We start from the raw sequence: 26,080 nt of genomic DNA, 5'->3' as shown, positions 1-26,080 counted from the left end.
ATGTGGGCTCCTGCCCCCCGAAACCCGCGCCCGGGCCCGCCGGGTGTGCTCCGATGCGAACGGCCCTCAGGCGGGCGCGAGGAACTCCAGCCGGTTGCCGACGACGTCGTCCACGTAGAACCTCCGGTAACCGGGCAGGTGGGGGTCCCAGTCGACCTCGTGTCCGGCGTCGGCGAGCCGCTGGGCCAGGGCGTCGATCTCGCGGACGAGGATGCCGGGATGCCCCTTGCGCTGGGGGCGGAAGCCGGGATCGACACCGAGGTGGATCTCCAGGGTGTCGCCGCGGAGCCACAGCCCGCCCCGGGCGGTCAGGGCCGGCGGCTTGGGGATCTCGACCAGCCCGAGGGTGTCGACGTAGAAGGCACGGCAGACGTTCTCGGTTCCGGCGGGGACGCACACCAGGACGTGGTGCGGTGCGAAGCCGAGGTCGGTGGTCGTGTCGGGGGCGGCCATGCGGGCTCCTTATCTTGATGTCAAGATAAGTCGATCCTATGCCCCGGATTCCTCCCGTGGAAGGGCCACCGGACGCTCGTAGATGTACTCCAGGCCGTCGGTCTCGTCCCACTGCTCGCCCACGTGCGTGAAGCCGAAACCGGCGATGGTGGCCAGGGACGCGACGTTGTCCGGGCGGATCGACGCCCGCACCGTGGTCACCCCGGGGGAGGCCGCGGCGCGGCGGATCAGCTCGGCGACGGTCGCCTTCGCGTAGCCGCGGCGGCGGTGTTCCGGAAGGACCGAGTACCCGATCTCGACCATGCCCTCGCCGTTGGGCGGTCCGTGGAATCCGCCGTGACCCACCGCCTTCGGCTGGCTGCCCGTGTCGTCCGCGTCAACCATCGCGTAGGCCAGCCATCCGGCCTTTCCGGGGTCCTCCGTGAGCTGGACCAGGCGGAAGTCCCACAGCCAGCGGTCCGCCAGGAACCCCGCGCCGAACTCGACCTCCGCCAGCTCACCCGCCTTGACCAGGTCACCGTCCACCAGGGCTGACAGGACCTGCGCGGTCAGGAGCACCAACCGCACCCGCCGGGGACCGGGCCCAAGCCCCCCGGAACGTGTCTCGATATCCGTCACGTTCCGATCCTGCCCCCACCCCCGCCCCACCCGCAACGAGGTTCGCGCCCGTCATGTCCCACCCCTCGGGCACAATGTCCGCACACCCGTGCCCACCGCCGACGAGGAGCACCATGCCCGCCGCGACCACCTCCGCTGACCCGCGCTGTGCCTGGGCACGGGGGGCGTCGGACCTGATGACCGCCTACCACGACAAGGAGTGGGGCCGCCCGTCCCGCGACGACCGGCACCTGTTCGAGATGCTCGTCCTGGAGGGGGCCCAGGCCGGACTGTCCTGGGCCACCGTCCTCAACAAGCGCGAGAACTACCGACGAGCCCTCGACGGCTTCGACCCCGAGGCGGTCGCCGCCTACGACCAGTCCCGTCTGGACGCCCTCCTCCAGGACCCCGGGATCATCCGCAACCGACTCAAGGTGGCCTCCGTCGTCCGCAACGCCCAGGCCTTCCTGCGCGTACGGGACGAGTACGGCGGCTTCGCCGACTACCTGTGGGGGTGGGTGGACGGCGTCCCCGTGGTCAACCGCTTCACCGACCACTCCCAGGTCCCGGCGAGCACCCCGCTCTCCGACCGGATCAGCAAGGACCTGAGGAGGCGCGGGTTCACGTTCGTGGGCACGACGATCACCTACTCCTACCTCCAGGCCAACGGTCTGGTCGAGGACCACCTGGTCGGCTGCCCCGCCAAGCCCGCCTGACTCCAGGCTTGGCTCACCCGGCGCCGCCGTCCACCGGAGCCCGCCCGCGTGTGAGCGACCACCACCGCCTCACCCCGATATCCTCCAGGAACGCGTGGTCGTGGCTGGCCACCAGCAGAGCGCCCCGGTAGTCGGCGAGCGCCGCCACGAGCTGCCGCTGGCTGTCCAGGTCCAGGTTGTTGGTGGGCTCGTCCAGGACCAGCAGCCGCGGCGGTGTGTCCGCCAGCAGCAACCGGGCCAGGGAGACCCGGAACCGCTCTCCCCCGGAGAGGTCGGCGGCCCGCTGGTCCACACGGTCCCCGCGTACGAGGAACCTGGCCAGGCTGGCCCGCACCTCGTGCGGCGTCGCCGCGGGCGCCCCGGCGCGGACGTTGTCCAACACACTGAGGTCGTCGTCCAGGACGTCCAACCGCTGCGGCAGGTACCCCACCCGGTCCACGGCCCGGACGACCCCGACCAGCGGATGCGCGCCCCCGCCGACCACCGCCCGCAACAGCGTGGTCTTGCCCGAACCGTTGGGTCCGACGAGCCCGATCCGCTCCGGGCCGCGCACGTGGAGCCGCCCGTCACCGGGGGTTCGCAGCTCCAGGACGTCACGTCCGGCCGGAACCTCGGTGCCGGGAAGGGAGACCCGGATCGTGGCGTCGTCACGCACGGCGTCCTCCGCGCGAACGAGCGCGTCGCGCGCCTCGGCCAGCTTCCCCTCCTGCATGATCCGGTGTTTGCCCGCGGCCACCTGGGCATCGCGTTTGCGCTGTTTCATGACGACGCGCGGTTCACGTTTGGTGTCGTACATCTTCCGGCCGTAGCGCTGCCGCCGGGCGAGCTTGACGTGCGCGTCGGCCAACTGCCGTTTCTCCCGCCGCACGTCGGCCTCGGCCGCGCGCACCGTGCGCTGGGCTGCCTCCTGCTCGGCGGCGAGCAGCCCGGTGTAGGCCGAGTGGTTGCCGCCCCACACCCGCAGCCTCCCCTCCCTGAGCTCAGCGATCTGGTCGACGCGGTCGAGGAGTTCACGGTCGTGGCTGGCCACGATCAGCACCCCGCGCCAGGAGTCGACGGCGTCGTAGAGCCGTTCCCGGGCCGAGCGGTCGAGGTTGTTGGTCGGTTCGTCCAGCAGGGTGACGGCGGGGCGGCGCAGCGCCAGACCGGCGAGCGCGACCAGCATCGTCTCCCCGCCCGAGAGCGTCCCGACGGGCCGGTCCAGCGGACCGCTCCCGTCCAGGTCGACCCCGAAGCGCTCCATCTGGGCGAGTGCGCGCTCCTCCACGTCCCAGTCGTCCCCGACGGCGTCGAAGTCGGCTTCGGTGCCCCGGCCGCCCTCGATGGCGTGCAGGGCCGCGCGCACCCGGTCGATGCCGAGCAGTTCGGCGACCGTGCGCCCGGTGTCCAGGGTGATCCCCTGGTCCAGGCAGCCGACGTCCCCGCTGACCGACACGGTGCCCGAGGACGGGACGTTCTCGCCGGTGAGCAGCGTGAGCAGGGTCGACTTGCCGCTGCCGTTGCGGCCGATCAGCCCTGTTCGGCCGTAGCCGAAGGCGGCGTCGAGGCCGGAGAAGACGGGCGTGCCGTCGGGCCAGGCGAAGGTGAGTCGAGAACAGACGACGGAGAAGGACATCCGGACCTCCCGGGAGCGGTGGAGAGCGGCTGGGGACCTGGGGTTCGGATGATGCGGCCCATGGTGATCTCCTCCTCGGAACGTCAACTGTTGCAACTAATGTCGCGTTAGCAATAGGTGACTATGACACGGGTGGGAATCAAATGCAACTAGAGTTGCGTTATGACCTCCGACACGCCCGCGCCCGGCAGCTCCCGGCCTGGCGGCCGCACCGCGCGCAACACGGCGGCCGTTCTTCAGGCCACCCTCGACGAACTGGGTGAACACGGCCACCACACACTCACCGTCGAACGCGTCGCCGCCCGGTCCGGCGTGCACAAGGCGACCGTCTACCGCCGCTGGGGCGGCGTGGACGGCCTCCTCGCGGCCGCTCTGGAGTGGTCGGCCGCCCGTCCGTGGGAACCGGAGCGCACCGGTTCCCTGTACGGGGACCTGCTCGCCCTCACCGAGGCCGTGGCCCGGGGCTTCACCGACGCACCGGAGAAGGACCTGTCCACCGCCTCCATCGCCGCCGCCCTCGACTCCCCCACCGTCGCCCGGGCCCTGCGCGTGTTCATGGCCGACCGGCACGAGCGCGCCGCCGTGGTCGTGACCGAAGCGGTCGGCCGGGGAGAGATCCCCGCGGACACCGACTCCCTCGAGGTCGTACGGGCGGCGGTCGCCCCTATCTACTACCGGCTCCTCGTCAGCCGTGAACCGGTGGCCCCGACCGACCTGCGACGGGCCGCCCGCACCGCCGCGGAGGCCGCCGCCCAAGGCCTCCTCGCCGCGCAGGACTCCTCCGGCTGAACGCCCCGGACCCCGTGTCCGGCCCGGAAGGCGTCCTTGACGGGGTCCGCCCCGACGTCCGTACCGGGTACGACGCCGCCGGAAACATCTGCCCCAGAACGCCCCAGGAACCCCTCCGACACCAACGGGCCCCGGTACGCGACGAGCGTCGCGTACCGGGGCCCGTTCGTGGACCGTCCAGCCGTCTCCGGGTCAGCGCTCCAGGGCGGCGGCCTCCCGGGCCAGGACGGTGATCTCGTCCCACTTCCCAGCCGCCACGAGGTCCGCCGGGGTCAGCCAGCTACCGCCCACACACCCCACGTTGGGCAGGGCGAGGTAGGTCGGGGCCGAGGCCGCCGTGATGCCACCGGTCGGGCAGAACCGCACCTGCGGCAAGGGACCGCCCAGCGACTTCAGGAACGGCACGCCGCCCGCCGCCTCCGCCGGGAAGAACTTCAGCTCCGAGACACCGCGCTCCAGCAGAGCCATCGCCTCGGACACGCTGCTCACACCGGGCAGGAACGGCAGCCCGGTGTCGGCCATCGCCGCGGCCAGGTCGGGCGTGCACCCGGGGCTGACGAGGAACCGCGCCCCCGCGGCGGCGGCCGCGGCCGCCTGTTCCACGCCGACCACGGTGCCCGCGCCCACCACGGCCTCGGGCACCTCGGCGGCGATCCGCTCGATCGCGTCCAGAGCCGCCGGGGTCCGCAGCGTCACCTCGATACCGGGCAGGCCGCCCGCCACCAGCGCGCGGGCCAGCGGCACCGCGGTCTCCGCGTCCGAGACCACTACCACCGGCATCACCGGGGCGAGGTCGAGCACGTCCGCTCCCGAGCGGGGGATCGTCGTCATGTGTCGTCTCCAGGGTCGATTCGTCAGGGTTCACGGCGCCGCGGTGCGTGATCGGACAGCGGCGCCGCGGGAAACTGAGGAGATTCAGACGCCGAAGACGCCCGCGCCCGCCTCGGCCGGGCCGACCGCGCCGCGCAGGGCGGCGAACAGCTCGCGGCCGGTCCCGGCGGACGAGTCCACCGTCGGCTGGGCGGGCTCGCGACCGCTCAGGTCGGCCAGCACCTCCAGTGTGCCCGCGACGGCGTCGAGCCGGATGACGTCGCCGTCACGCACGAACGCCAGCGCGCCGCCCGCCTCGGCCTCCGGCGAGACGTGGATGGCGGCGGGCACCTTTCCGGAGGCACCCGACATCCGCCCGTCCGTCACCAGCGCCACCTTCTGGCCCCGGTCCTGGAGCACCGCCAGCGGCGGGGTCAGCTTGTGCAGTTCGGGCATGCCGTTGGCACGCGGGCCCTGGAACCGGACCACGGCCACGAAGTCACCGGTCAGCTCACCGGCGGAGAAGGCCGCCTGGAGTTCGGCCTGGTCGCCGAAGACGCGGGCCGGGGCCTCGACGACGTGGCGCTCGGGCGCGACCGCCGACACCTTGATGACGGCACGGCCCAGGTTGCCGGACAGCATCCGCAGACCGCCGTCGGCGGCGAAGGGCTCCTCCACCCCGCGCAGGACGGTCGTGTCCGCGCTCTCCTTGGGACCGTCGCCCCACGTGAGGGTGGAACCCTCCAGCCGCGGGGTCTCCCGGTACCGGCCGAGCCCCTGGCCGGCGACCGTGCGCACGTCCTCGTGGAGCAGCCCCGCGTCCAGCAGGGAGCCGATGAGGTAGGCCATGCCGCCCACCTCGTGGAACCGGTTCACGTCGGCGGCGCCGTTGGGGTACATCCGGGTGAGCAGCGGCACGACCTCGGACAGCGACGCGAAGTCGTCCCAGGTCAGCTGGATCCCAGCGGCACGGGCGATGGCCACCAGGTGCAGCGTGTGGTTGGTGGACCCGCCGGTGGCGAGGAGGGCGACGACGGCGTTGACGATCGCCCGCTCGTCGACCTGCTCACCGACCGGGGTGTAGTCGTCCCCGAGTGCGGTGTGCGCCAGGACGCGGCGCCCGGCCTCGGCGGTCAGCGCCTCGCGCAGCGGCGTACCCGGCTGCTCGAAACTGGCACCCGGCAGGTGCAGGCCCATGACCTCCATGAGCATCTGGTTGGAGTTCGCGGTGCCGTAGAACGTGCAGGTCCCGGGCGCGTGGTAGGCGGCGGACTCGGCCTGGAGCAGCTCCGTGCGACCGACCTTGCCCTCCGCGAACTTCTGCCGGACGCGGGCCTTGTCCTTGTTGGGCAGCCCCGAGGGCATCGGTCCGGCGGGCACGAAGGCCACCGGCAGGTGACCGAAGGACAGCGCGCCGATGAGCAGACCGGGCACGATCTTGTCGCACACGCCCAACATGAGGGCGGCGTCGAACATCTCGTGCGAGAGCGCGACAGCGGTGGCCATCGCGATGACGTCCCGGCTGAACAGGGACAGCTCCATGCCCGGGCGACCCTGCGTGACGCCGTCGCACATCGCGGGCACCCCGCCCGCGAACTGGGCGACACCGCCCGCCTCGGCCACGGCGGCCTTGATGATCGCGGGGTAGGCCTCCAGCGGCTGGTGTGCCGAGAGCATGTCGTTGTAGGCGGAGACGATCGCCACGTTGGGGGTGACGTCGCCGGAGAGCGCGAGCTTGTCGGACACACCGCAGGCGGCGAAGCCGTGCGCGAGGTTCGCGCAGCCGAGGGCGCTACGGGCGGGGCCCTCCTTGGCCGCGGCGGCGATCTTGGCCAGGTACGCCGACCGGGTCTCGGCGCTGCGCTCGGCCAGCCGTGCGGTGACGTCGGCGATCACGGGGTGGATGGCGGGGGTGTGCGCGGTCATCGGGGCTGCTCCTCTTCGTACCACGTCCGGCCGGTGCGGCCGATGAGCCGGTGCGCGCCCGCGGGGCCGGCGCTCCCGGCTGGATAGGTCTCTGGGGTGGTGCTCTGGCCGTTCCAGGCCTCGATGATGGGGTCCACCCAACGCCACGCGGCCTCGACCTCGTCACGCCGCATGAAGAGGGTGGAGTCCCCCGCCAACACGTCCATCAGCAGCCGCTCGTAGGCCTCGGGTGAGCGGGTGGCGAAGGTGTTGGCGAAGCTCAGTTCCAAGGGGACCGGCCGCAGCCGCAGCGCTCCGGCGCCGGGCGTCTTGGCCAGCATGGTGAGGTGTATCCCCTCGTCCGGCTGGAGGCGGATGACGAGACTGCCCGCCCCGGGGAGGGTGTTGGTGCCGGGAAAGATCGTGTGCGGAACCTCGCGGAAGCGGACCACGATCTCCGAACGGTTGTGCGCCAGGCGCTTGCCGGTGCGGAGGTAGAAGGGGACACCCGCCCACCGCCAGTTGGCGATCTCGGCGCGCAGGGCGACGAAGGTCTCGGCGGTACTGGTGGGTGCTCCGCCCGGTTCGTCCAGGTAACCGGCGACCTCCGAGCCCTGGACCGTTCCGGCGACGTACTGGCCCCGGACGGCGTCCTCGGCGACGCGCTCCCCCTCGAGCGGCCTCAGGGACTGGAGGACCTTGAGCTTCTCGTCGCGGACCGCCTCACGGTCGTAGCTGGCCGGGGGCTCCATCGCGGTCAGGCACAGCAGCTGGAGCAGGTGGTTCTGCACCATGTCCCGCATGGCGCCGGAGGTGTCGTAGTACCCGCGGCGTCCGCCGACGCCGACGGTCTCGGCGGCGGTGATCTGGACGTGGTCGATCCAGCGGGAGTTCCACAGGGGTTCGAGGAAGACGTTGGCGAACCGCAGGACGAGCAGGTTCTGCACCGTCTCCTTCCCCAGGTAGTGGTCGATCCGGTAGGTCTGCGACTCGTCGAAGACCGCGCCGACGGCGTCGTTCACCTCCTGGGAGGAGGCCAGGTCGCGGCCGAGGGGCTTCTCCATGACGACACGGGAGCGCGGGGTGACGAGCCCGGCGTCGGCCAGACCGCGGCAGATGGCACCGGAGATCATCGGCGGGACGGCGAGGTAGAAGACGCGGTCGCGGTCGCTTCCGAGGGTGTCGACCAGGTCGGACCAGCCGGAGGGGTCCCCGCCGACGTCGACCGTGACGTGGGAGAGGCGGGTGAGGAAGCGGTGGAGGACGTCGGGCTCGGCGACCTGGACCGCGTGGTGCCCGCGTACCGCGGCGGCGGCCTTGTCGCGCAGGTCGGCGTCGCTGAGACCGTCGCGGGAGACGGCGACCACGCGTGTTCCCCCGTCCAGGTGGCCGTCTCGGTCCAGCAGGTAGAGGGAGGGGAGGAGTTTGCGCATGGACAGGTCGCCGGTACCCCCGAAGACCACCAGGTCAGTGGGTCTGGGCGCGGACTGCTGCGACATTTCGGGCTGCTCCAGCGAAAGAGGAGGGCGGGGATGTGGGCGCGGACCGCGGGGTACGCGCGGGGTGGCCTCCGGTGGTCCGTGTGTCGGGTTCCACTCGGCCCTTCCGACTTTAAGCCCGAGTATGGTAAAAAACCAAGCACACTTCAGAACACTTCTTTACATAACATCCCAGCCATCCCGTCGCCACCGGGACGTAATGATTCAATGAGGCATGGCTAGAACCCCTGGACGCTTGTCCTCGACGGCCACCAGCGGCCACATCCTGGAGATGATTCGCACCGGCACGGCCACCAGCCGGTCGGAGATCGCGCGCGCGACCGGGCTCTCCCGCCCGACGGTCGCCCTGCGCGTCACCGAGCTGATCGACAGCGGCCTGGTCGTCGAGGGCACCGGGGCGGTCTCCAGCGGCGGCCGACCGCCCACGCTCCTGGAGTTCAACGCCGCCAGCGGCCTCATCCTCACCAGCGCCCTGGGGATGGCCCGCAGCCAGGCGGCCGTGTGCGACCTGGACGGCGAGGTGCTCGTGCGTACCCCCGGCTCCCCCGACATGGAGCAGGGTCCGGAGGTCACGGTGCCCTGGCTGCTCGACACCTGGACGGAACAGCTCGCCGCGCTCGGACGCGACCCCGGCGACGTCCGCGGCGTGGGCATCGGCCTGCCCGGCACCGTCGAGTTCCACGCGGGCCGCGCCGAGGATCGGCCCTCTCTCGGCAAGTGGGCCGGGGTGCCTCTCGCTCCGTTGGTCGCCGACCGCTTCCCCGTACCCGTGACAGTGGACAACGACGTGAACGTGATGGCCCTCGGCGAACACATCGCGGGCGGACACGGTCACGCCGACGACATGATCTTCGTGAAGGTTTCCACCGGCATCGGCGCCGGACTCCTGTCAGGCGGGCACATGCTGCGCGGCGCCCTGGGCGCGGCCGGGGAGATCGGGCACATCCCCGTCCGCGACGGCGGTGGGCTGCCCTGCCGCTGCGGCAACACCGACTGCCTGGAGGCGGTCGCCGGAGGACGGCGGCTGCTGGAGAGCGCCGCGGCGCGCGGGCAACGTCTGAACGGCCTGAAGGACCTGGTGGCCCTGGCGACCGAGGGCGACCCCGTGGCGGTCACCCTGGTCCGGGATGCGGGCCGTCGGCTGGGCGAGGCGCTCGCCGGGGCGGTCAACCTGCTCAACCCGGAGGTGATCGTGCTGGGCGGCGACCTGTCGGAGGCCTACGACCACCTGGTCGCCGGCGTGCGGGAGATCGTGTTCCAGCAGTGCACGGCCCTGGCCACCCGACAGCTGCGCGTGGTGCCGAGCACGCTCTGGGACGACGCGGGCGTGCGCGGATGCGCCGCCATGGTGACCGAGGAGATCCTCTCCCCGGAGGCGGTGAACAAACTCCTGGCGGGGTGATCCCACCTCGGCAAACCTTCTGTCCACAGCCTGTGGACAGAAGGTTTGCCGCCCCCGACCATCCGGGCAGACCTTCCAGGAAGGGGATCTAGCCCCAACCTCGCCCTCCACGTCGCCAGCGCCCGACCCCACCCCCATAAACACCCGCGTGACCTGTGAAGACGCCGTTCACGACGCGCGTCTGCGATGTATGGGCACTTGACAAGGACCCTCACCGTGCCGAATAGTCGCCCAGCACCCGGTCACACCCGCACTCCCCCGTCACCCCCGTGACCGCATCCCGTGCGGGCCCCCGCCCGGAAAGGTCTCCACCGTGTTCGACGACAACCCGCTCCTCCTCATCCTGTTGGGCGCCGGAATCAGCCTGGTCACGAGCGTCGTCGTGACCGCCGTCCAGGCCCGCCTGATCCGCCGTGACGGTGTCCGCGCCTCCTCCCGCGCCTCCGCCCGCAGCCTGACCAGCGCGTTCATCGCTGAGCGCGACTCCCAGGACCCCCAGCAGAGCTTCCTCGCCGAGGCCGAGTTGACGGTCATGTCCATGACCGACCGCAAGACGCGCGACCGTCTCCGCGACGTCATCCGCCTGCTCCGCGAACGCGAGCTCCCCGAGATCGAGGAACTCAGCGGCGTCAAGTCCGCCCGCGCCCGGCAACTGCTGTGCGACCACGCCCTGGAGATCCTGGGCGCCCACCTGCGCGCCGAGCGGCTGCCCGAGGTGCCCGCCCAGGTCCGCAAGATGTTGAGCGTCGAGGAGGAGGCCCTCAGCATCCACGCGGGTGAGGCCCCCAAGCCCAGCGAGCCGATCACCAAGAGCCAGGTCACCTCCCGGCCGAGGCACACCGGCTCCAAGGCCCCGGCGCGCAAGGGCACCAAGAGCGGCGCGAAGAGCGGGGGTACGCGCTCGTCCGCCAAGGGCGCCGCCTCGACCACGGCCGCCGACGCCGCCGAGAACGAGAAGGAGAGCGCGTTCTGGGACGACTGACCCGTCGCCCGTCGACGCGCCCCGACCAGGCGTCTCCACGCCGGATCGTTGCGCCGGGACTGTCCGCAGATCATCGAACCCGCCCCCATTCGGCGGGTCGGACGTGATTATTGCGGGCACGGATGCGAAAGTCGGATTCGAAAAGCGTCAGTGGACGACCGCCCGGTGAAGGAATTGTGCGGCGCATTTGTGGTCAGGGGCCCCGCGCGCGGACAACCCGAACGCGCGATCGACGGGAACTTCACTTAGGATCTCAGCCACGCGCGGGTTCACCGGGTTCCGGCGTTCGCCCGGCCCGGCCGCCTCCTCCTGGACCTCCGGCCGCTCCCCCACGGCCCTCCAGGGTCCCACGGCGACCCGCGCCCGCTTCCCGCGTGCCCTCCGTCACCCCTGAACACGGACGTGCGCCCCACAGCGGGCGGGTACCCGACACCCGTCGCTGGCCGAACTCACGAGGTTGCCCATGCGCGTCGACGACTCCTTCACCGCCCCCGGGCCGGACATCCCCTCCGCCCGGACCCGCCCGCGCCGCCGCTGGCGCCGGATCCTCCTGTGGACCGCGGCGGGGCTCGCCCTGGTACTGATCACCGGTGTGGGGACGGCCTACGGCTACTACAGCCACCTGCGCTCCAGCATGCTCCAGCACGACCTCGGCGCCGTGCTCGACGAGGAGGACCGGCCCGACCGGCTCAACGACGCCGTCAACATCCTCTTCATGGGTACCGACGGGTACGAGGAGGGCACCACCGCCTACAGCCGGGAGTTCGAGGGGGAGCGCTCCGACGCGCTGATGCTCGCGCACATCTCCCCCGACGGCGACCGCGTCTCCGTGATCAGCTTTCCGCGCGACTCCCTCGTGATGCTCCCCGCCTGTGCCCCCTACGGGCAGACCGAGGGCACCGGCGGCTACTTCGGGATGATCAATGCCGCGATGTTCCACGGCGGCCCGCCCTGTGTGGTGCGCACGGTCGAGACGCTGACCGACATCCGCGTCGACCACTTCGTGCACCTCAGCTTCATGAGTTTCCGCGACGTGGTGGACGCGATCGGCGGGGTGGAGATGTGCATCCCCGAACCGATGCGCGACCAGCGCTCCGGGCTCGACCTGGAGGCGGGGGAACAGGTCCTCGACGGTGACGAGGCCCTCTCCTTCGTGAGGGCCCGCTACGAGATCGGCGACGGCGGCGACATCGGCCGCATCGACCGGCAGCAGATGTTCCTCGGGGCCCTCGCCGACCAGGTCAGTCGGCGTGAGGTCCTCACCAGTCCCGCACGGCTCAACGATCTCCTCACCGCCGTGGCCAACAACAGCGCCACCGACCGCGGCCTCACCCTCGACCGGATGCTCTCGATCGCGGTCACGCTCGCCGACGTCGACCTGTCCGACATCCAGTTCCACACCGTGCCCTGGTATCCGGCGCCCTACGACCCCAACCGGATCCTGTGGGACGAGACCCAGGCCGCCGAACTGTTCACCGCCGTGCGTGAGGACCACTCGCTGCCCGCACAGCTGGCCGCCGACGAGGCGGGAGCCCCAAGGGAGCCCTCCGAGTCCGCGTCACCCGCACCGGAGGACGAGGGGGCCGAGGAGTCCGGTGCCGAGGCGGTCGAGGAGGCCGCACCGTCCCCCGCTCCCGGCGAGGGCCGTGACGCCACCGCCGACCCCTGTGTGGACGGCCTCGGCTTCGGCACCGGCACGCGGAGCTGAGCCGGGAGGGGCCTGGGATCGGAGGAGCCGTCCGCCTGCCCCTCCCCGGCTCGAAGCCGGTCCGCGCCGGCCCCGGCGGACCGTCGGGGCCGTGGATCCTGACCGAACGCGGACCCGGGTGAACACCAGACCGGAACGGACCCCGGACGAGAGACGAGGAGCGGCCCCGGACTGGACTGTCCGGGGCCGCGGTGGCCTCGGGCGGCGGGAACTCTCGGTCTACGCCGGTATGCGCCAGGAACCCCCACAGTTCCTGCTGGCGCCTCCATCGGCGGACGGGTTCCGCTCACCACCCGAGGCCGCGTGCGCCCGCCACGACCGGTGGGCGCACGTTCTGGGGGTCAGGCCAGGTCACCGGTGACCAGGCCGGTCACCTGCGCCGGGTCGACCTGGGGCTCGCCCACGCGGGGCAGCCCCTCGACACCGACCAGGTCGCCACCGACGGAGTCGGCGGGCGCCAGGTCGGTCAGGGAAGCGACCTCGGGGGCCGCCATGGGCAGAACCTCGGTGGGCTCGGGCAGCCCGGCCGCGGGGAGCAGGGTGGTCGCTCCCCCGGTCAGGTCCGCGTTCTCGCCCGGGTCCAGGGAGACGGGGGTGTCGGTTCCGGCCATCGGCACCACTTCGCCAACCGCCGCGGGCGCCTCGTCGACCAGAGCGGGCGCCTGGTCGACCAGGGCGGGCGCCTCGGAGGCGGAAACGGGGTGCGCCAGCGGCAGGGTGCCGCCCGAGCCCACGCCCTCCAGCGGTCCGGCCCCGCCCAGCAGGGACGTCAGGTCACCGCCGAGCAGACCGGACAGAGGGTCCACGGCACCGCCCGCCTGGGGCACGGTGTTCTGGCCCGTCACCGCCTGGCCGACCAGGTCCTGGCCGACCAGGCCGCTGACCACGTCACCGCCCAGCAGGTCGGAGATCGGGTCACCCGAGGCCGGGGCGGCGGCCTCGTTCGCCAGCGGGACGGCGCCCTCGACGCTCTCCAGGTCCAGCGGGCCGACGTTCGCGGCGTTGTCCTCGTCCCCGATCGGGGCGTGGACGGGAGCGCCCTCCCCCACGACACCACCGACGGTGTCGACCGGGTTGGACTGGTGGTCGATCTCGGGGGTCGCCGAGATCGTGCCCGGCTCGACCTTGGCCAGGTCGCCGACGGGAGAGGTGACACCCTCGGTCAACTGCGCGGGAACCTGGCTGCCCAGGTCGCCCAGGGGGAGGCCGTCGGTGACACCGCCGAGGGTGTCGGCCCCCGCGATCCCCGCCCCGAGGGCGACGAACCCCGCGGTGCTGGCGGCCATCAGCGCGGTCCTGGCGGTGGTGCGCGCGGTCTTGAACATGGGATTCCTTCCGGAACTACGTAGGTGTACGGCTGTGTGGGCGGGCGGCGGAGCGGGTGTCGGACCCCGCCAACCCACGGTTCGTGTCCCCTGGCCGGGGGAACGCGTTCCGTTTCCTGCGAACGTTCTGTCCGGTGAGCCTGTCGCGCCTGGAGGGAGCGGCGGGGATCAACCGGTGGGCAGTCCCTGGTCTGGCTGACCGTGGACTGACGTGAACCTCGCCACGGAGGTGCGCGGCTCACGTCAATCCCCAGAGGCGTCCGGGTCCGGGTCCACCGCGGTGGACGGCCCGGGTCTGGGCAAGGAGGTGCCAGAGGGGGAGGGGTCGCTCAGCGACCGGAGAACGCCGCTAGTCGGGCGAGAAGGTCGGCTCGTCGGCGGAGTCGGCGGGTGCCGAGCGCAGGACGTGCCAGGCGGCCTGGAACAGGCCGGGAAGCGGGGCGGGAGCCGTGGTGGAGGGCAGGTAACCCGCCACGGCGGTGCCTCCGAAGACCCCGCCCGGCGCGGAGGGGGACGACGAGCCGGTCGCCGAGGTCACGACCGACCTCGTGGAGTCGATGACGGAGCGGTGGCGGTCGTCCTCGGTGCCACGGGAAGGCTCGGCGCCCTCGTCGGTGGCGGGGGCGCCCGCGTCGGCGGTGTCCGCCGACCGGGCGTGCTCGTGTGTGTCGGCGACGAGGTCGGGGAGGACGCTGACGTCCGCCTCGGGAAGCTCCCCGGCCGCGTGCTCGGGTGCGTCCGTGCCGGACCCGTCCCGCCCCTGCTCGGAGTCGGAACGGGGGCCACGGGCGTGCTCGGGCAGCCCCTGGCGCACCGTCTCACGGACCCGCTCGGCCACCCCGCGGCCGGGGCCGTCGGAGGTGTGCGCGGAGACCGCGTCGGACGCCTGCCGCACCGTCTGCGAGGTGCGCTCACCCACACCGTTGACGGCCCCGCTCAAGGGCCGGGTGTCCAGTGCCGGCACGACCTGGGAGGCGGCGGGGGCGTTCCCACCGCCTTCGGGGCCGTGCGAGGCCGGGTCCCGCTCCTGGTCCCGCTGAGGCGCGACCGCGGCCGGGTCCTGGGCGGTCTCGGCGGATCCGTGTCCGTGGTCCCGTGCCGCCTGACCGACCGGGCCCTCTCCCGAGGGACGTCCGGTCGAGGCGTGGACGGGCGCGGCCGACACCAACCAGGTGGCGACCAGGACTCCGGCGACGAGGGCGGCGAGCAGCAGCGCCCGCCGGACCGGCGCGGAAAGCACGGCGGAGCGGGCGCCGGGGGCGCTCGCGAAGCCGTGGAGTCCAGACACCGGTGTTCCTTCCGCGGAGGGATCCGTCCGTCGTGTGTGGGAGGACGGACGCATGGGGTACGACACCGGAGGTCAGGGCACTCCGGGCCGAGCGTCGCAGGGTCTGGGAAGACTCTCCTGCCATCCGCTGACCGCGACGTTAGCATGAATTGCGCGGCCGGCACCCGGACTCCACAGGAATTCCTGCGCCCCGGCACCCGCATCTCCCCGGAGGGATGTGGCGCACCGGGGAAAAACCCACGACAATTCGACTATTACGCCCAAGGAAAACGCGCAATTGCCTACAGAGACCGCCGAACCGGCTCTGCGGAGGTTGACCACCACATGACCGAGCTCCCCCAGAGCCCTCCGCCGTCCCCCGCCCGACTGGACGACCTGCTCACCGAGGTGCACACGCAGCTCGACGCCGGTCTGTCCCCTCAGGGCCGGATACGGTCACTCCTCCAGGCGGTGCTGGCCATCGGGGGCGACCTGGACCTGGCCGCCGTGCTCCGCCGCCTCACCGAGGCCGCCGCCGAGCTGGCTGGCGCCCGCTACGCCGGGCTGGGCGTGGTCGACGAGGACGGCGGCTTCACCGAGTTCATCCCCGTGGGCATGGGCCGGGAACAGGCCGAGCGGATCCACCGGTTCCCTCACGGGAGGGGCGTGCTGGCCGTCCCCCTCGCCAACCGCCGACCCCTGCGCCTGTCCGATCTGCGCGACCACCCCGACTTCGCGGGTTTCCCGGACGGGCACCCGCCCATGACGAGCTTTCTCGGTGTCCCCATCCAGGTGCGCGACGAGGTGTTCGGCAACCTGTTCCTGACGGAGAAGGCCAGTGGCGGGGACTTCGACGAGGAGGACGAGACGATCGTCATGGCGCTCGCGACCGCCGCGGGCGTGGCGATCGAGAACGCGCGCCTGTACGAGGAGGCACGGCTGCGCGAGCGCTGGCTCGCCGCCTCGACCGAGATCACCACGCGGTTGCTGTCGGGCGCCGACTCCAGCGAGGTCCTCGAGCACATGGCCGCGCGGGCACGGGAGATCGGCGACGCCGACGTCTCCGTCGTCCTGCTGCCCGACTCACGTGCACGGGGCCACCTGTTCGCCGAGATCGCGGACGGTCACATCGCCCAGGAGATCCTGGGGGCGGCGGTCGAGATCGACGGCACCCCGTGCGGCGACGTCTTCGAGACGGGCGAGCCCGCGAGTATCCCGGACCTGACCCGGTCGGGCTGTCCCGTGCTCGCCCACCACGGTTACGGACCGGGTCTGGTGGTACCGCTGGGGACGCCGGGCAACACCCGCGGGGTACTGCTCCTCGGGAAACCGGGCGACCGCGCGCAGTTCAGCCCGACCATACGGCGCATGATCCACAGCTTCTCCGTGCAGGCCGGAGTGGCACTGGAGCTGGCCGAGGCCCGGGGCGACAACGAGCGACTGGTCGTCCTGGAGGAGCGCGACCGCATCGCCAAGGACCTGCACGATGTGGTGATCCAGCGGCTGTTCGCCTCCGCGATGACCCTGATGAGCACCATACGGCTGATCGACTCTCCGGAGGCGGAGGAGCGCGTCCAGCGCACCATCGACGACCTGGACTCCACCATCCGCGAGATCCGGTCGACGATCTTCGCGCTCCAGAACCCGCCGAGCCGCGAGGACACCTCGCTGCGGGGCCGCATCCTGCGCCTGGCGGAGAACTCCGCGCACACCCTCGGCTGCCACCCGGGAGTGAGTCTGGACGGGCCGATCGACGCCTCCGTGCCCGACGAGGTCGGTGAGCAGCTGCTCGCGGTGCTCGGGGAGGGGCTGAGCAACGTGGCCCGGCACGCGCGGGCCACGGAGGTGCACGTGTCCGTGGTCGTGGAGACGGCGGCGACCACCGGGCGGCCCACCACGCTCACGCTGACGGTGACCGACAACGGCGTCGGCCTGCCCAGGGAGGGCCGCCGCAGCGGGCTGCGCAATCTCGACGAACGCGCCCAGGCGCTGGGCGGGGGATTCACCGCGGCCCGTGGGCGGACGTCGGGCACCGTGCTCACGTGGAAGGTGCCCGTCCCCGACACCGAGAACCGGTCCCTGGACGACTTCTGAGCGGCGGGCCCTCCGGTTCGTTCCCGGCCCGCCCGTCGCCCTCCACCACCCTCAACGGAGAGCCTCCGGCTCCGGCACCCCCCACTTCGTCGCCCCCACCACCCTCAACGGAGAGCCTCCGGCTCCGGCGCCCCCCACTTCGTCGCCCCCACCACCCTCAACGGAGAGCCTCCGGCTCGGCCCTTCCATCAGCAGCCCGCCGACACCCGAACGGTGCCCCCCAGGGCGGCCGTTCCACGCGGCGAGCCCCGGCGGTGCCGGACGGGGCGCCTCAGCCGACGGTCGGGGACACCAGGCAGAACTCGTTGCCCTCGGGGTCGCGGAGGACCTGGAACGACCCCTGCGCGTCGGTGACCACGTCGCCGCCCACGGTGGCGCCCCGGCCGACCACCGCCTCGGTGGCCGCGGGGATGTCGTCGACGCGCACGTCGGGGTGCACGCGGTTCGGCGCGGCCCTGGGGGCGGGGTCGGGCTGGAACGAGAGCCGCGGACGCCCCTCGACGCCCTCGACGTAAGCCCACCCGTCCGAACGCTCCACCGGCTCACCTCCCAGGACGAAGGCCCAGAACCGGGCGAGGGCGGCCGGATCGGCGGCGTTGACGACCCACTGGTCGACGGTTCCCACGGTCATGGGGAGCGAGCCTAGCGGCAGGGGCGAGGCCGCCCGGAGACGGGTCAGTAACGCCTGCCCCTGAGTTCGGCGACCAGGACGGCGGCCTGGGTACGGCGCTTGAGGTCGAGTTTGGACAGCAGCGCCGAGACGTAGTTCTTGACGGTCTTCTCCGCCAGGTAGAGCCGCTCCCCGATCTGCCGGTTGGTCATGCCCTCGCCGATGAGGTCGAGGATCTGGCGTTCCTGGGGCGTCAACTCGGCCAGTGGGTCCGGTTCGGTCTGGGCCCCGCGCAGGCGCTCCAGCATCGCGCCGGTGCTGCCCGAGTCCAGCAGCGACCCTCCGGAGGCCACCGTCCGCACGGCCCCGACCAGGTCCGCGCCGTGGATCTGCTTGAGCACGTACCCGGCGGCGCCCGCCATGACCGCGTCGTAGAGCGCGTCCTCGTCCGCGAACGAGGTGAGCATGAGGCAGGCGATCTCCGGGTGGTCGGAACGGATCTCCCTGCACACCTGGACGCCCGATCCGCCGGGGAGCCGCACGTCGAGGACGGCCACGTCCGGAAGGACCACCGGGATCCGGGAGAGCGCCTGTTCGGCGGTGCCCGCCTCGCCGACCACGGTCATGTCGTCCTCGGTCTCCAGGAGCGCCGCCACCCCGCGCCGGACCACCTCGTGGTCGTCCACGAGGAAGACCCTGATCCGCTCCCGAGCGCCCTCGGTTCCACCGCCCGTCATCCGCCCATCCCCATCCTGCGTCTCGCGGGTCAGACACCACTCCGACCTAGACGGTAGCGCCTACCAGTGGCCGTGTAGGGGCCTTAGGGCACGAAACTCCCCGGGCGAAAGTCCCGGAAAGGGACGATTCACGCGGCCCGGGGAGCGAACGATCCGGTGACGTGCGGTGAAAGCGCCGCTACGGCCTCCGGTCCGCCCAGGGGCGGACCAGCTCGAACGCGCGGCAGGCCGCCAGGACCCGGGCGTCGGCGTGCCGGGGGCCGATGATCTGGAGGCCGACCGGCAGACCGGCCTCGGAGAAACCGCACGGCACGCTCGCGGCGGGCTGCTGCGTCATGTTGAACGGGTAGCTGAACCCGGCCCACGACGTCCAGCGGCGCCCGGACAGCTCGGGCGGCGACTCCAGCCCCGCCTCGAAGGCGACGATCGGGGTGGCGGGGGTGAGCAGGAGGTCGTACTCCGTGTGGAAGCGCCCCATGCGGGCCCCCATGGACATCCGCAGAGCCATCGCGGTCAGATAGTCCTGCGCGGAGTAGGTCAGCCCCTCCTCGACGATCTCCCGCAGCCCCGGGTCGAGCAGGTCGCGCTCCCGGTCCGTGAGCGCCTCCGTCGCCTTGGCCGCGCCGGAGTACCAGAGCACGTGGAACTCGTCCGCCGACGGCGGCAGGCCCGGATCGGCCTCCTCCACCCGAGCGCCGATCTCCTCGAACGCCTTCACCGCGTCCGCGACGATCCGCGCCACCTCCGGGTCGACGTCGAGCCCGCCCAGCGTGGGGCTGTAGGCGACGCGCATACCGCGCATGAGATCCTCGGCGTCCGTGCGCAGGCGGACGTCGGCCAGCCCCGGCGCGGGGGGCGCCAGCGCCGCCCAGTCGCGGGGGTCCGGCCCGGTGATGCACTCCAGCATCAGCGCCATGTCACCGACGGTACGGGTCATCGGACCCGTGTGCGCGAGGGAGCCGAACGGGCTGGCCGGGTAGTGCGGGACCAGGCCCCACGTCGGCTTGATCCCGCAGACCCCGCTGAAGCTCGCCGGGATGCGAATGGAGCCGCCCCCGTCCGTTCCGGTGGCGAGCGGTCCCATCCCGGCCGCCACGGCGGCGGCCGCGCCCCCGCTGGAGCCGCCGGGGGTGGTGGACAGGTCCCACGGGTTGCGGGTGACCCCGGTGAGGGGGCTGTCGGTGACCCCCTTCCACGCGAGTTCCGGCGTGGTCGTCTTGCCGACGAACACGGCGCCCTGCTCGCGCAGCCGGGCGGCCACCGGGGAGTCCTCCTCCCACGGGCCGGCCTGGGAGGTGGTGACCGATCCCCTGAGGGTGGGCCAGCCGCGGGTCAGGTGGATGTCCTTGACCGAGGCCGGGACCCCGTCCAGGAGGCCGCCGGGTTCGCCCCGCCGCCACCGCTCCTCGGAGGCCCGCGCCGCCGCCCGCGCCTCCTCCGGCCGCACCAGGCAGAACGCGTTGAGCGCGGGGTTGTCCTGCTCGATGCGTTCCAGGACCGAGTCCACCGCCTCCACCGGGGACAGCTCTCCGGAGGCGTAGGCCGAGAGCAGTTGTTCGGCGGACAGGTCGGCCGGGCTGGTGGGCACGCCGCCGCGCGCGCGTGGCACCTCCGGGGACGGTCGGCTCGCGCCGGCAGCCGCACCGTTTCCGTCGATCTCGGTCCGATCGGTACGGATCGTCACTTCAGCCTCCCAGGTCACACCGTGGTCAGGGGTCATCAGCCGGGCACGTAGCCGCGGCCCTTGTCGACGACGTTGAGCAGTTCGCGCCCGTCGAGGTAGCGGGCGAGGTTGTCCAGGAACAGGTCGACGAGGTCGTCGCGCCAGCCGACGACGTCCCCGGACATGTGCGGCGAGACCACGGATCCGGGCAGTTCCCACAGCGGGGAGTCGACCGCCAGCGGCTCGTCCTCGAACACGTCCAGGGCGGCCCCCGCGATCCGCCCCTTCCGGAGGGCGGCCACGAGGTCGGACTGGACGACGATGGGCCCGCGGGCCACGTTCAGCAGGCGCGCGGTCGGCTTCATCAGCTGCAGGAAGCGCCGGTCGACCAGGCCCCGGGTGGCGTCCGTGAGCGGCGCGGCGACGACCACGTAGTCGGCCTCGGGCAGCGCGGCGGCCAGGGTGGGAGCACCGTCGGCGCCGCGGTCGGCGAGGCTGGACTCGACCACGGAGCGAAAGTCGGGGTCGCCCGAGCGCGCGCGGCTCCCGGAGGCGTGGACCTCCATCCCCACCGCGGAGAGGCCGCGGGCGATGGTCCGGCCGATCGGACCGGTGCCCACGACCAGGGCCCGCCGCCCCGCCACGCGTTCGGTCTCCCGGTGCCGCCAGCGGTGCGCGCGCTGGAGGTCCCACGTGTGGTGGAAGTCCTTGGCGAAGGCGATCACCTGGCCGACGACGTACTCGGCGATGGGCTGCTCGAAGATCCCGCGCGAGTTGGTGAGCACGACGTCGCTGTCGACCATGCCGGGGAAGATCAGGTTGTCCACCCCCGTCGTGGCGGCGTGCACCCAGGTCAGTGTGTCGGCCTTGGGCCAGGCGGAGGCGAGCGCCTCGGAGAACAGGTCCCAGACCAACAGGGCGTGCGCGCCGGGCAGGCGGGCGGGCAGCTCGTCGGCGGTGGCGTAGACGACCTCGCCGAGGCCGGGGTGGTCGTCGATCCGTTCGTGGCCGGGCGGGAGGTCCTCCCCACGCAGGACGAGGAGTCGGGGCCGGTGCGGCGCATTGGGACTTTTCACGGGCGTGCACTCCGTTTGGCGACGTGGTCAGCGGTGTCGTCCGAGGTGGTGACGGTCCGCCCCGCACGAGAAACGCTAGGGAGCCGACATAGGATTGTCAACAATCCACAAATCGGCTCTTCTCCGGCGAAACAGGGCTTCCCGACCACCCCAGAGGGGTCGGGATACCCAACCCGCGCACACCTATTGCCGCACGAGACATGTAAACCATAAGATTGTCGACAATCAACAACCCTGTTGTGCCGCTTTCGTCCCCAACACCACGACCACGAGCGCCGCCGTCGAAGGGACACCACCGTTGCCCAGGTACATGACCATCACGCTGGCCAAACGCGGGGTGTCCTGCGTGGCCGAACTCCTGGACAAGGACGCGCCGCGCACCTGTGACGCGGTCTGGAACGCGCTTCCTCAGGGAGACGCCGTCCAGCACGCCAAGTACGCGCGCAACGAGGTCTACACCATGGTTCCGCGGTTCGCCGAGGCCGAACCCGGACAGGAGAACCCCACCGTCACCCCGATCCCCGGCGACGTCGTCTACTTCTCCTTCGAGGGCGGGATGCTCGACCGCGCCTTCAAGGAGGACAAGGGCATCGAGCACCTGCCGGGCGTCATCGACCTCGCCCTCTTCTACGGGCGCAACAACCTGCTGCTCAACGGCGACGTCGGCTGGGTTCCGGGCAACGTGTTCGCCACCGTCGTGGAGAACCTGCCCGCCATGGCCGAGGCCTGCAACGACGTCTGGCGCTCCGGCAGCGTCGGCGAACGCCTCCTGTACGAGCGTCTCGAACGCTGACCGGACCACGGTCCGGTCGGCCCGCATCCCCGTACGCACGCATACGAACACAACACGTCTCCGGGAGGTGAGTGACCGATGCGGACCGATGGATTCTCCACACCAGCCGAGGGCACCGGCGCCGAGCACGAGGTCGTCGAACTGGCCGCGGCCAAGCCGACCCCGTGGCAGTCGGGGGTCGGTGTCATTGCGCCCTACGACTTCGCCCTCGACCGTGAGCTCTGGAGGTGGACACCGGACGACGTCTCACTGCACGTCACCCGGTTGCCGTACGTACACGTCCCCGTCACGGTGGACCAGGCTGCCGCCCTGAGCATGGAGCAGAGCGTCGACCCCGCGGTCCGCGCGCTCCTCGCCCCCGAACCGCTCGCCATCGGGTACGCCTGTGCCTCCGGCAGCTTCGTGCACGGCGCGGAGGGGGAACGCGGGCTGCACCGGACCATGGTGAACGCCGGGGCCCCGGCGGCCGTCACGACCTCGGGCGCGCTCGTCCAGGCGCTCGGCGCACTGGAACTCGACCGGATCGCCGTGGTCACCCCGTACGTGGACAGCGTGACCGACCGGCTCCTGGGCTTCCTGGGCGAGCACGGCGTCGGGGTCACCTCCAGCGTGGGTCTGGGCCTGCTCAGCCACATCTGGAGGGTCACCTACGCCGAGGTCTCCCAAGCGGTCCACTCGGTGGACCACCCCGATGCCCAGGGCGTCTACATCAGCTGCACCAACGTCCTCACCTACGACATCATCGCGCCGCTGGAACGCGAACTGGGCAAGCCGGTCATCGCGGCCAACCAGGTGACCATGTGGGCGGTGCTGCGCGAGGCCAACAGACACGCCGTCGCCCAGGGCCAGCGCCTGCTCGACGTCACGGCACCGAGTGCCGTGTGACCACCGGCCACACCCACCGAAGGAGCGCCATGACCCGGGTCGGATTCCTCTACCCCGGCTACAGTGCCGAAGACGACTACACGGCGTTCGCCGCCATGTTCGGCGGCGAGATCGAACTCCCCGTCGTGCACACGCTCATGCGTGAGGACGCCCACCGGGTGGACGCCCTGCTCGACGTCGGAGGCGAGGAAGTCCTGGCGACGGGGGCGCGGGAACTGTCCCGGATGCGTGTGGAGTCAGCCGTCTGGGCGTGCACCAGCGGCAGCTTCGTCTTCGGTTGGGAGGGCGCCCGCAAACAGGTCCAGGGGGTGCGCAACGCCGCCGGGGTGCCGTCGTCGAGCACCTCGTTCGCGTTCGTGCACGCGCTCCGGCAGCTGAGGGTGACCCGGGTCGCGATCGCCGCCACCTACCCGGAGGACGTCGCCCGGCGCTTCGTCGACTTCCTCGGCGAGGCCGGTGTCACGGTCCTCTCCCTGGCCAGCCACGGCATCGTCACCGCCGCCGAGGTCGGCGACCTCGACCCCGACGAGGTCCTGGACTTCGTCATCTCCAACGACCATCCGCGCGCCGAGGCCATCCTGGTCCCGGACACCGCTCTGCACAGCGCCGACCTCATCGAGCCGATGGAGGCCCTGATCGGCAAGACCGTGCTCACCGCCAACCAGGTGAGCATCTGGGAGGGGCTGCGGCTGGCGGGGGTGACCGCGGCCCGGTCGGGCCCCGGCACCCTCTTCCGTTCCGGCGCCACCGCGTTCACCAGCGCGCTGGCCGCCCGTTAGCCTCGACGACACACCCGACCCCGTGTCCCCGACGAAAGGAATGCCGCCCATGCCCGCCCCAGGTCACCTGAGACCCGTGCCCCGGCGGTCCACCGCCGAACTGATCGCCGACCAGCTCAGATCGGCGATCATGTACGGCTCCCTGGCCCCAGGGGACCAACTCGGGGAGGCGGAACTGGCGGGACAGCTGGGGGTGAGCCGGGGACCGCTGCGCGAGGCCATGCAGCGGCTCGTCCAGGAGGGGCTGCTGCGCAGCGAACGGCACAGGGGCCTGTTCGTGCGGGAGCTCACCGCGGACGACGTGCGGGACATCTACGTGGCCAGGCTCGCGGTGGAACGCACCGCGTGCGAACTCATCATGCGGGGGAACCGGGGAGAGGCGCTGGCCCGCCTCACCCCCGCGCTGGACCGGCTGGCCGAGGCGGCCCAGAGCCGGGACCGGAACGCGATGAGCGACGCCGACCAGGCTTTCCACCAGACGCTCGTGAGCTGTGCGGGCAACAGCCGCCTGGAGCGGATGGCGCAGACACTGCTGGTGGAGACCCGCATGTGCCTGACGGTCATGCAGGACGTGTACCCAGAGCCCGAGGAGATCCTCGACGAGCACCGCCGCATCCTCGACGCCATCGTCGACGGGGCCGAGGAGCGGCTGCTCGAGCTGATCGAGTCGCACATGGTGGACACGGTCGAGCGCATCAACGGGGAGCCTCCGAGAACGGAGCCCTAGCGGCGGTGTTTCCTTAGGGGCTTCGCCGCGCTCGGGCCCGGGTCCGGGCACCCCGGAGACAGGGATTCTTCATCCTCGGCCGCGCCTGTCGCCCGTTCCTCGCCACGCGGCTCGCCTGCGTCTCGCAGAACCCTGTCGGCGCCCGAACCACATCGGGTGGGCGGTCAGAGCCCGCCGATGCCCACGTACTTCGTGTCCAGGAACTCGTCGATGCCCACACGTCCGCCCTCACGGCCCAGGCCGGAGTGCTTCACGCCCCCGAACGGCGCGGCGGGGTTGGAGACGATGCCCTGGTTGAGTCCGACCATGCCCGCCTCCAGCGCCTCGCTGACCCGGAACGCCCGGTTGAGGTCGCGGGTGTAGAGGTAGCTGACCAGGCCGAACTCGGTGTCGTTGGCGGCGGCCACAGCCTCCTGCTCCGTCTCGAAGGTGAGCACGGGGGCGACCGGACCGAAGATCTCGGTGTAGGAGAGTTCGCTGTCCATGGGTACGTCGGCGAGCACGGTGGGCTGGTAGAAGTGCCCGGGCCCCTCCGCGGCCCCGCCGCCGACCAGCACCCGCGCCCCCCTGCCGACCGCGTCGTCCACGAGCGTCTGGACCTTCCGGCGTGCCTTGTCGTCGATCAGCGGCCCCACCTGGACGCCCTCGTCCACGCCACGGCCCAGCCGCAGCGCGCCCATGCGCTCGCTGAGCCGCGCGGCGAACTCGGCGGCCACGCCGGACTGGGCGTAGATGCGGTTGGCGGCGGTGCAGGCCTCACCGATGTTGCGCATCTTGGCGAGCATCGCGCCGTCCACCGCGGCGTCGAGATCCGCGTCGTCGAAGACCAGGAACGGCGCGTTGCCGCCGAGTTCCATGGAGGTGCGCAGGACCTGCCCCGCGCTCTGTTCGAGGAGTTTGCGCCCGACCGCCGTCGATCCGGTGAAGGAGAGCTTCCGGATACGGCCGTCGCTCAGGAGGGGTTCGGTGACGGCTCCGGGCGACGTGGTGGGGATGACGCTGAGGACGCCCTCCGGCAGCCCGGCCTCGGCCAGGATGCCCGCCAGGGCGAGGGCGCACAGGGGGGTCTGGTGGGCGGGCTTGAGGATCGCCGTGCACCCGGCCGCGATCGCGGGTCCGATCTTGCGGGTGCCCATCGCCATGGGGAAGTTCCAGGGCGTGATGAGCATGGAGGGACCGACGGGCTGTCGCATGATGAGGAAGCGCGACTTGCCGTCGGGTGAGGTCGAGAAACCGCCCTCGATCCGCACGGCCTCCTCCGAGAACCACCGGAGGAACTCGGCGGCGTAGGCGATCTCGCCGCGCGCCTCGGGCAGGGGTTTGCCCATCTCCAGGGTCATGAGGACGGCCAGGTCCTCCTGCCGCTCCATCAGGAGCTCGTAGCCCCGGTGCAGGATCTCGCCACGGGCGCGGGGAGCGACCGCGGCCCACTCCCGCTGGGTCCGGTGCGCCACGTCGAGGGCGACGAGGGCGTCCTCCTTGCCCGCGTCGGCGACCTCGCACAGCGTCTCCCCCGTGGAGGGGTCCTCGACCGTGTAGGTCGCCCCGGACGCGGCGTCACGCCACTGCCCTCCGAGGAAGAGCCGCTTGTCCACCTGTGCGACGACCCGTGCTTCCTGATCCGACATGTTCCCCACTCTCCAGTCAC

Annotated in this window: 22 protein-coding genes and 1 pseudogene; 10 read left to right on the top strand and 13 right to left on the bottom strand. The window is 71.9% G+C overall.

What is annotated here, in order from left to right; genetic code table 11:
• Positions 1-66: 66 nt before the first annotated feature.
• Together KIK06_RS23230 and KIK06_RS23225 are read right to left on the bottom strand one after the other, a co-directional pair.
• On the bottom strand, positions 67-453 hold the full coding sequence (locus tag KIK06_RS23230; RefSeq protein ID WP_017599125.1) for a hypothetical protein: 387 nt from the start codon (positions 451-453) through the stop codon (positions 67-69).
• A gap of 36 nt (positions 454-489) precedes the next feature.
• Positions 490-1,071 (bottom strand): GNAT family N-acetyltransferase, encoded by a 582-nt coding sequence (locus tag KIK06_RS23225; RefSeq protein WP_268645078.1) that lies wholly within the window; start codon positions 1,069-1,071, stop codon positions 490-492.
• Between the two features lie 113 nt (positions 1,072-1,184).
• Between KIK06_RS23225 and KIK06_RS23220 the strand changes: the two genes are divergently transcribed.
• The gene (locus tag KIK06_RS23220; protein ID WP_017599123.1) at positions 1,185-1,766 is read left to right on the top strand and encodes a DNA-3-methyladenine glycosylase I; all 582 of its coding nucleotides are present in this window, start codon (positions 1,185-1,187) and stop codon (positions 1,764-1,766) included.
• A 13-nt stretch (positions 1,767-1,779) separates the two neighbouring features.
• On the opposite strand, the gene KIK06_RS23215 is transcribed toward KIK06_RS23220, so the two are convergent.
• Entirely contained in the window at positions 1,780-3,381 is a 1,602-nt protein-coding gene (locus tag KIK06_RS23215; RefSeq protein ID WP_268645077.1) for an ABC-F family ATP-binding cassette domain-containing protein, read from the bottom strand.
• 162 nt (positions 3,382-3,543) lie between these two features.
• Here KIK06_RS23215 and KIK06_RS23210 point away from each other — a divergent pair, with 162 nt between their 5' ends.
• The gene (locus tag KIK06_RS23210) at positions 3,544-4,170 is read left to right on the top strand and encodes a TetR/AcrR family transcriptional regulator (protein ID WP_268645076.1); all 627 of its coding nucleotides are present in this window, start codon (positions 3,544-3,546) and stop codon (positions 4,168-4,170) included.
• Positions 4,171-4,362: 192 nt separating this feature from the next.
• Here the strand turns inward: KIK06_RS23210 and eda are convergent, their stop codons facing one another.
• The 3 genes from eda to zwf form a co-directional block, all read right to left on the bottom strand.
• Positions 4,363-5,001: a bifunctional 4-hydroxy-2-oxoglutarate aldolase/2-dehydro-3-deoxy-phosphogluconate aldolase gene (gene eda, locus KIK06_RS23205; protein WP_017599122.1), complete on the bottom strand. Its 639-nt coding sequence runs from the start codon at positions 4,999-5,001 to the stop codon at positions 4,363-4,365.
• A gap of 84 nt (positions 5,002-5,085) precedes the next feature.
• Complete coding sequence (gene edd, locus KIK06_RS23200) at positions 5,086-6,906, bottom strand: phosphogluconate dehydratase (protein ID WP_268645075.1); 1,821 nt, start codon at positions 6,904-6,906, stop codon at positions 5,086-5,088.
• Positions 6,903-8,384: a glucose-6-phosphate dehydrogenase gene (gene zwf / locus KIK06_RS23195; protein WP_268645074.1), complete on the bottom strand. Its 1,482-nt coding sequence runs from the start codon at positions 8,382-8,384 to the stop codon at positions 6,903-6,905. Before zwf ends, edd begins: the two co-directional genes overlap by 4 nt.
• Positions 8,385-8,598: 214 nt before the next feature.
• On the opposite strand from zwf, the gene KIK06_RS23190 reads away from it, so the two are divergent.
• From KIK06_RS23190 to KIK06_RS23180, 3 genes and pseudogenes are all read left to right on the top strand, one after another.
• Positions 8,599-9,786: an ROK family transcriptional regulator gene (locus KIK06_RS23190; RefSeq protein ID WP_268645073.1), complete on the top strand. Its 1,188-nt coding sequence runs from the start codon at positions 8,599-8,601 to the stop codon at positions 9,784-9,786.
• 313 nt (positions 9,787-10,099) lie between these two features.
• Positions 10,100-10,768 (top strand): hypothetical protein, encoded by a 669-nt coding sequence (locus KIK06_RS23185; protein WP_268645072.1) that lies wholly within the window; start codon positions 10,100-10,102, stop codon positions 10,766-10,768.
• A gap of 520 nt (positions 10,769-11,288) precedes the next feature.
• Positions 11,289-12,476: pseudogene (locus KIK06_RS23180) on the top strand (LCP family glycopolymer transferase); the annotation flags it as partial.
• Positions 12,477-12,817: 341 nt separating this feature from the next.
• Here the strand turns inward: KIK06_RS23180 and KIK06_RS23175 are convergent.
• Complete coding sequence (locus tag KIK06_RS23175) at positions 12,818-13,801, bottom strand: hypothetical protein (protein WP_268645071.1); 984 nt, start codon at positions 13,799-13,801, stop codon at positions 12,818-12,820.
• Positions 13,802-14,150: 349 nt separating this feature from the next.
• The gene (locus KIK06_RS23170) at positions 14,151-15,089 is read right to left on the bottom strand and encodes a hypothetical protein (protein WP_268645070.1); all 939 of its coding nucleotides are present in this window, start codon (positions 15,087-15,089) and stop codon (positions 14,151-14,153) included.
• Positions 15,090-15,413: 324 nt separating this feature from the next.
• On the opposite strand from KIK06_RS23170, the gene KIK06_RS23165 reads away from it, so the two are divergent.
• A complete protein-coding gene (locus tag KIK06_RS23165) occupies positions 15,414-17,162 on the top strand; it encodes a sensor histidine kinase (protein WP_268645069.1) in 1,749 nt (582 codons plus the stop codon).
• Positions 17,163-17,433: 271 nt separating this feature from the next.
• On the opposite strand, the gene KIK06_RS23160 is transcribed toward KIK06_RS23165, so the two are convergent.
• The 4 genes from KIK06_RS23160 to KIK06_RS23145 all read right to left on the bottom strand — a co-directional run bounded on the left by KIK06_RS23160 (position 17,434) and on the right by KIK06_RS23145 (position 21,248).
• Complete coding sequence (locus tag KIK06_RS23160) at positions 17,434-17,793, bottom strand: VOC family protein (RefSeq protein ID WP_026127704.1); 360 nt, start codon at positions 17,791-17,793, stop codon at positions 17,434-17,436.
• Between the two features lie 44 nt (positions 17,794-17,837).
• Entirely contained in the window at positions 17,838-18,509 is a 672-nt protein-coding gene (locus KIK06_RS23155) for a response regulator (protein WP_017599113.1), read from the bottom strand.
• A gap of 178 nt (positions 18,510-18,687) precedes the next feature.
• Positions 18,688-20,193: an amidase gene (locus KIK06_RS23150; protein ID WP_268645068.1), complete on the bottom strand. Its 1,506-nt coding sequence runs from the start codon at positions 20,191-20,193 to the stop codon at positions 18,688-18,690.
• Between the two features lie 35 nt (positions 20,194-20,228).
• Positions 20,229-21,248 carry a D-2-hydroxyacid dehydrogenase gene (locus KIK06_RS23145; protein WP_268645067.1) on the bottom strand — a complete coding sequence of 340 codons (1,020 nt, stop codon included), beginning with the start codon at positions 21,246-21,248 and terminating at the stop codon, positions 20,229-20,231.
• Between the two features lie 310 nt (positions 21,249-21,558).
• Here KIK06_RS23145 and KIK06_RS23140 point away from each other — a divergent pair, with 310 nt between their 5' ends.
• From KIK06_RS23140 to KIK06_RS23125, 4 genes are all read left to right on the top strand, one after another.
• Positions 21,559-22,041 (top strand): DUF3830 family protein, encoded by a 483-nt coding sequence (locus KIK06_RS23140; RefSeq protein WP_268646139.1) that lies wholly within the window; start codon positions 21,559-21,561, stop codon positions 22,039-22,041.
• A gap of 78 nt (positions 22,042-22,119) precedes the next feature.
• On the top strand, positions 22,120-22,926 hold the full coding sequence (locus KIK06_RS23135) for a maleate cis-trans isomerase family protein (RefSeq protein ID WP_268645066.1): 807 nt from the start codon (positions 22,120-22,122) through the stop codon (positions 22,924-22,926).
• A gap of 29 nt (positions 22,927-22,955) precedes the next feature.
• On the top strand, positions 22,956-23,705 hold the full coding sequence (locus KIK06_RS23130) for a maleate cis-trans isomerase family protein (RefSeq protein WP_268645065.1): 750 nt from the start codon (positions 22,956-22,958) through the stop codon (positions 23,703-23,705).
• 49 nt (positions 23,706-23,754) lie between these two features.
• On the top strand, positions 23,755-24,432 hold the full coding sequence (locus KIK06_RS23125) for a GntR family transcriptional regulator (RefSeq protein WP_268645064.1): 678 nt from the start codon (positions 23,755-23,757) through the stop codon (positions 24,430-24,432).
• 164 nt (positions 24,433-24,596) lie between these two features.
• Here KIK06_RS23125 and KIK06_RS23120 read toward each other — a convergent pair whose 3' ends face one another.
• Positions 24,597-26,060, bottom strand: coding sequence for an NAD-dependent succinate-semialdehyde dehydrogenase (locus KIK06_RS23120; RefSeq protein ID WP_268645063.1), 1,464 nt, complete (start codon positions 26,058-26,060; stop codon positions 24,597-24,599).
• Positions 26,061-26,080: the final 20 nt, after the last annotated feature.

Origin of the sequence: Nocardiopsis sp. EMB25 (assembly GCF_026797795.1) — a bacterium.
Taxonomy (GTDB): domain Bacteria; phylum Actinomycetota; class Actinomycetes; order Streptosporangiales; family Streptosporangiaceae; genus Nocardiopsis; species Nocardiopsis lucentensis.
This window is presented reverse-complemented; position numbering and strand designations above follow the sequence as displayed.

Coding starts and splice junctions, on each gene's coding strand:
- KIK06_RS23215 (WP_268645077.1), bottom strand. CDS start 3,381: ATGTCCTTCTCCGTCGTCTGTTCTCGACTCACCTTCGCCTGGCCCGAC.
- zwf (WP_268645074.1), bottom strand. CDS start 8,384: ATGTCGCAGCAGTCCGCGCCCAGACCCACTGACCTGGTGGTCTTCGGG.
- eda (WP_017599122.1), bottom strand. CDS start 5,001: ATGACGACGATCCCCCGCTCGGGAGCGGACGTGCTCGACCTCGCCCCG.
- KIK06_RS23175 (WP_268645071.1), bottom strand. CDS start 13,801: ATGTTCAAGACCGCGCGCACCACCGCCAGGACCGCGCTGATGGCCGCC.
- KIK06_RS23165 (WP_268645069.1), top strand. CDS start 15,414: ATGACCGAGCTCCCCCAGAGCCCTCCGCCGTCCCCCGCCCGACTGGAC.
- KIK06_RS23130 (WP_268645065.1), top strand. CDS start 22,956: ATGACCCGGGTCGGATTCCTCTACCCCGGCTACAGTGCCGAAGACGAC.
- KIK06_RS23135 (WP_268645066.1), top strand. CDS start 22,120: ATGCGGACCGATGGATTCTCCACACCAGCCGAGGGCACCGGCGCCGAG.
- KIK06_RS23230 (WP_017599125.1), bottom strand. CDS start 453: ATGGCCGCCCCCGACACGACCACCGACCTCGGCTTCGCACCGCACCAC.
- KIK06_RS23160 (WP_026127704.1), bottom strand. CDS start 17,793: ATGACCGTGGGAACCGTCGACCAGTGGGTCGTCAACGCCGCCGATCCG.
- KIK06_RS23190 (WP_268645073.1), top strand. CDS start 8,599: ATGGCTAGAACCCCTGGACGCTTGTCCTCGACGGCCACCAGCGGCCAC.
- KIK06_RS23155 (WP_017599113.1), bottom strand. CDS start 18,509: ATGACGGGCGGTGGAACCGAGGGCGCTCGGGAGCGGATCAGGGTCTTC.
- KIK06_RS23120 (WP_268645063.1), bottom strand. CDS start 26,060: ATGTCGGATCAGGAAGCACGGGTCGTCGCACAGGTGGACAAGCGGCTC.
- edd (WP_268645075.1), bottom strand. CDS start 6,906: ATGACCGCGCACACCCCCGCCATCCACCCCGTGATCGCCGACGTCACC.
- KIK06_RS23125 (WP_268645064.1), top strand. CDS start 23,755: ATGCCCGCCCCAGGTCACCTGAGACCCGTGCCCCGGCGGTCCACCGCC.
- KIK06_RS23210 (WP_268645076.1), top strand. CDS start 3,544: ATGACCTCCGACACGCCCGCGCCCGGCAGCTCCCGGCCTGGCGGCCGC.
- KIK06_RS23220 (WP_017599123.1), top strand. CDS start 1,185: ATGCCCGCCGCGACCACCTCCGCTGACCCGCGCTGTGCCTGGGCACGG.
- KIK06_RS23140 (WP_268646139.1), top strand. CDS start 21,559: ATGACCATCACGCTGGCCAAACGCGGGGTGTCCTGCGTGGCCGAACTC.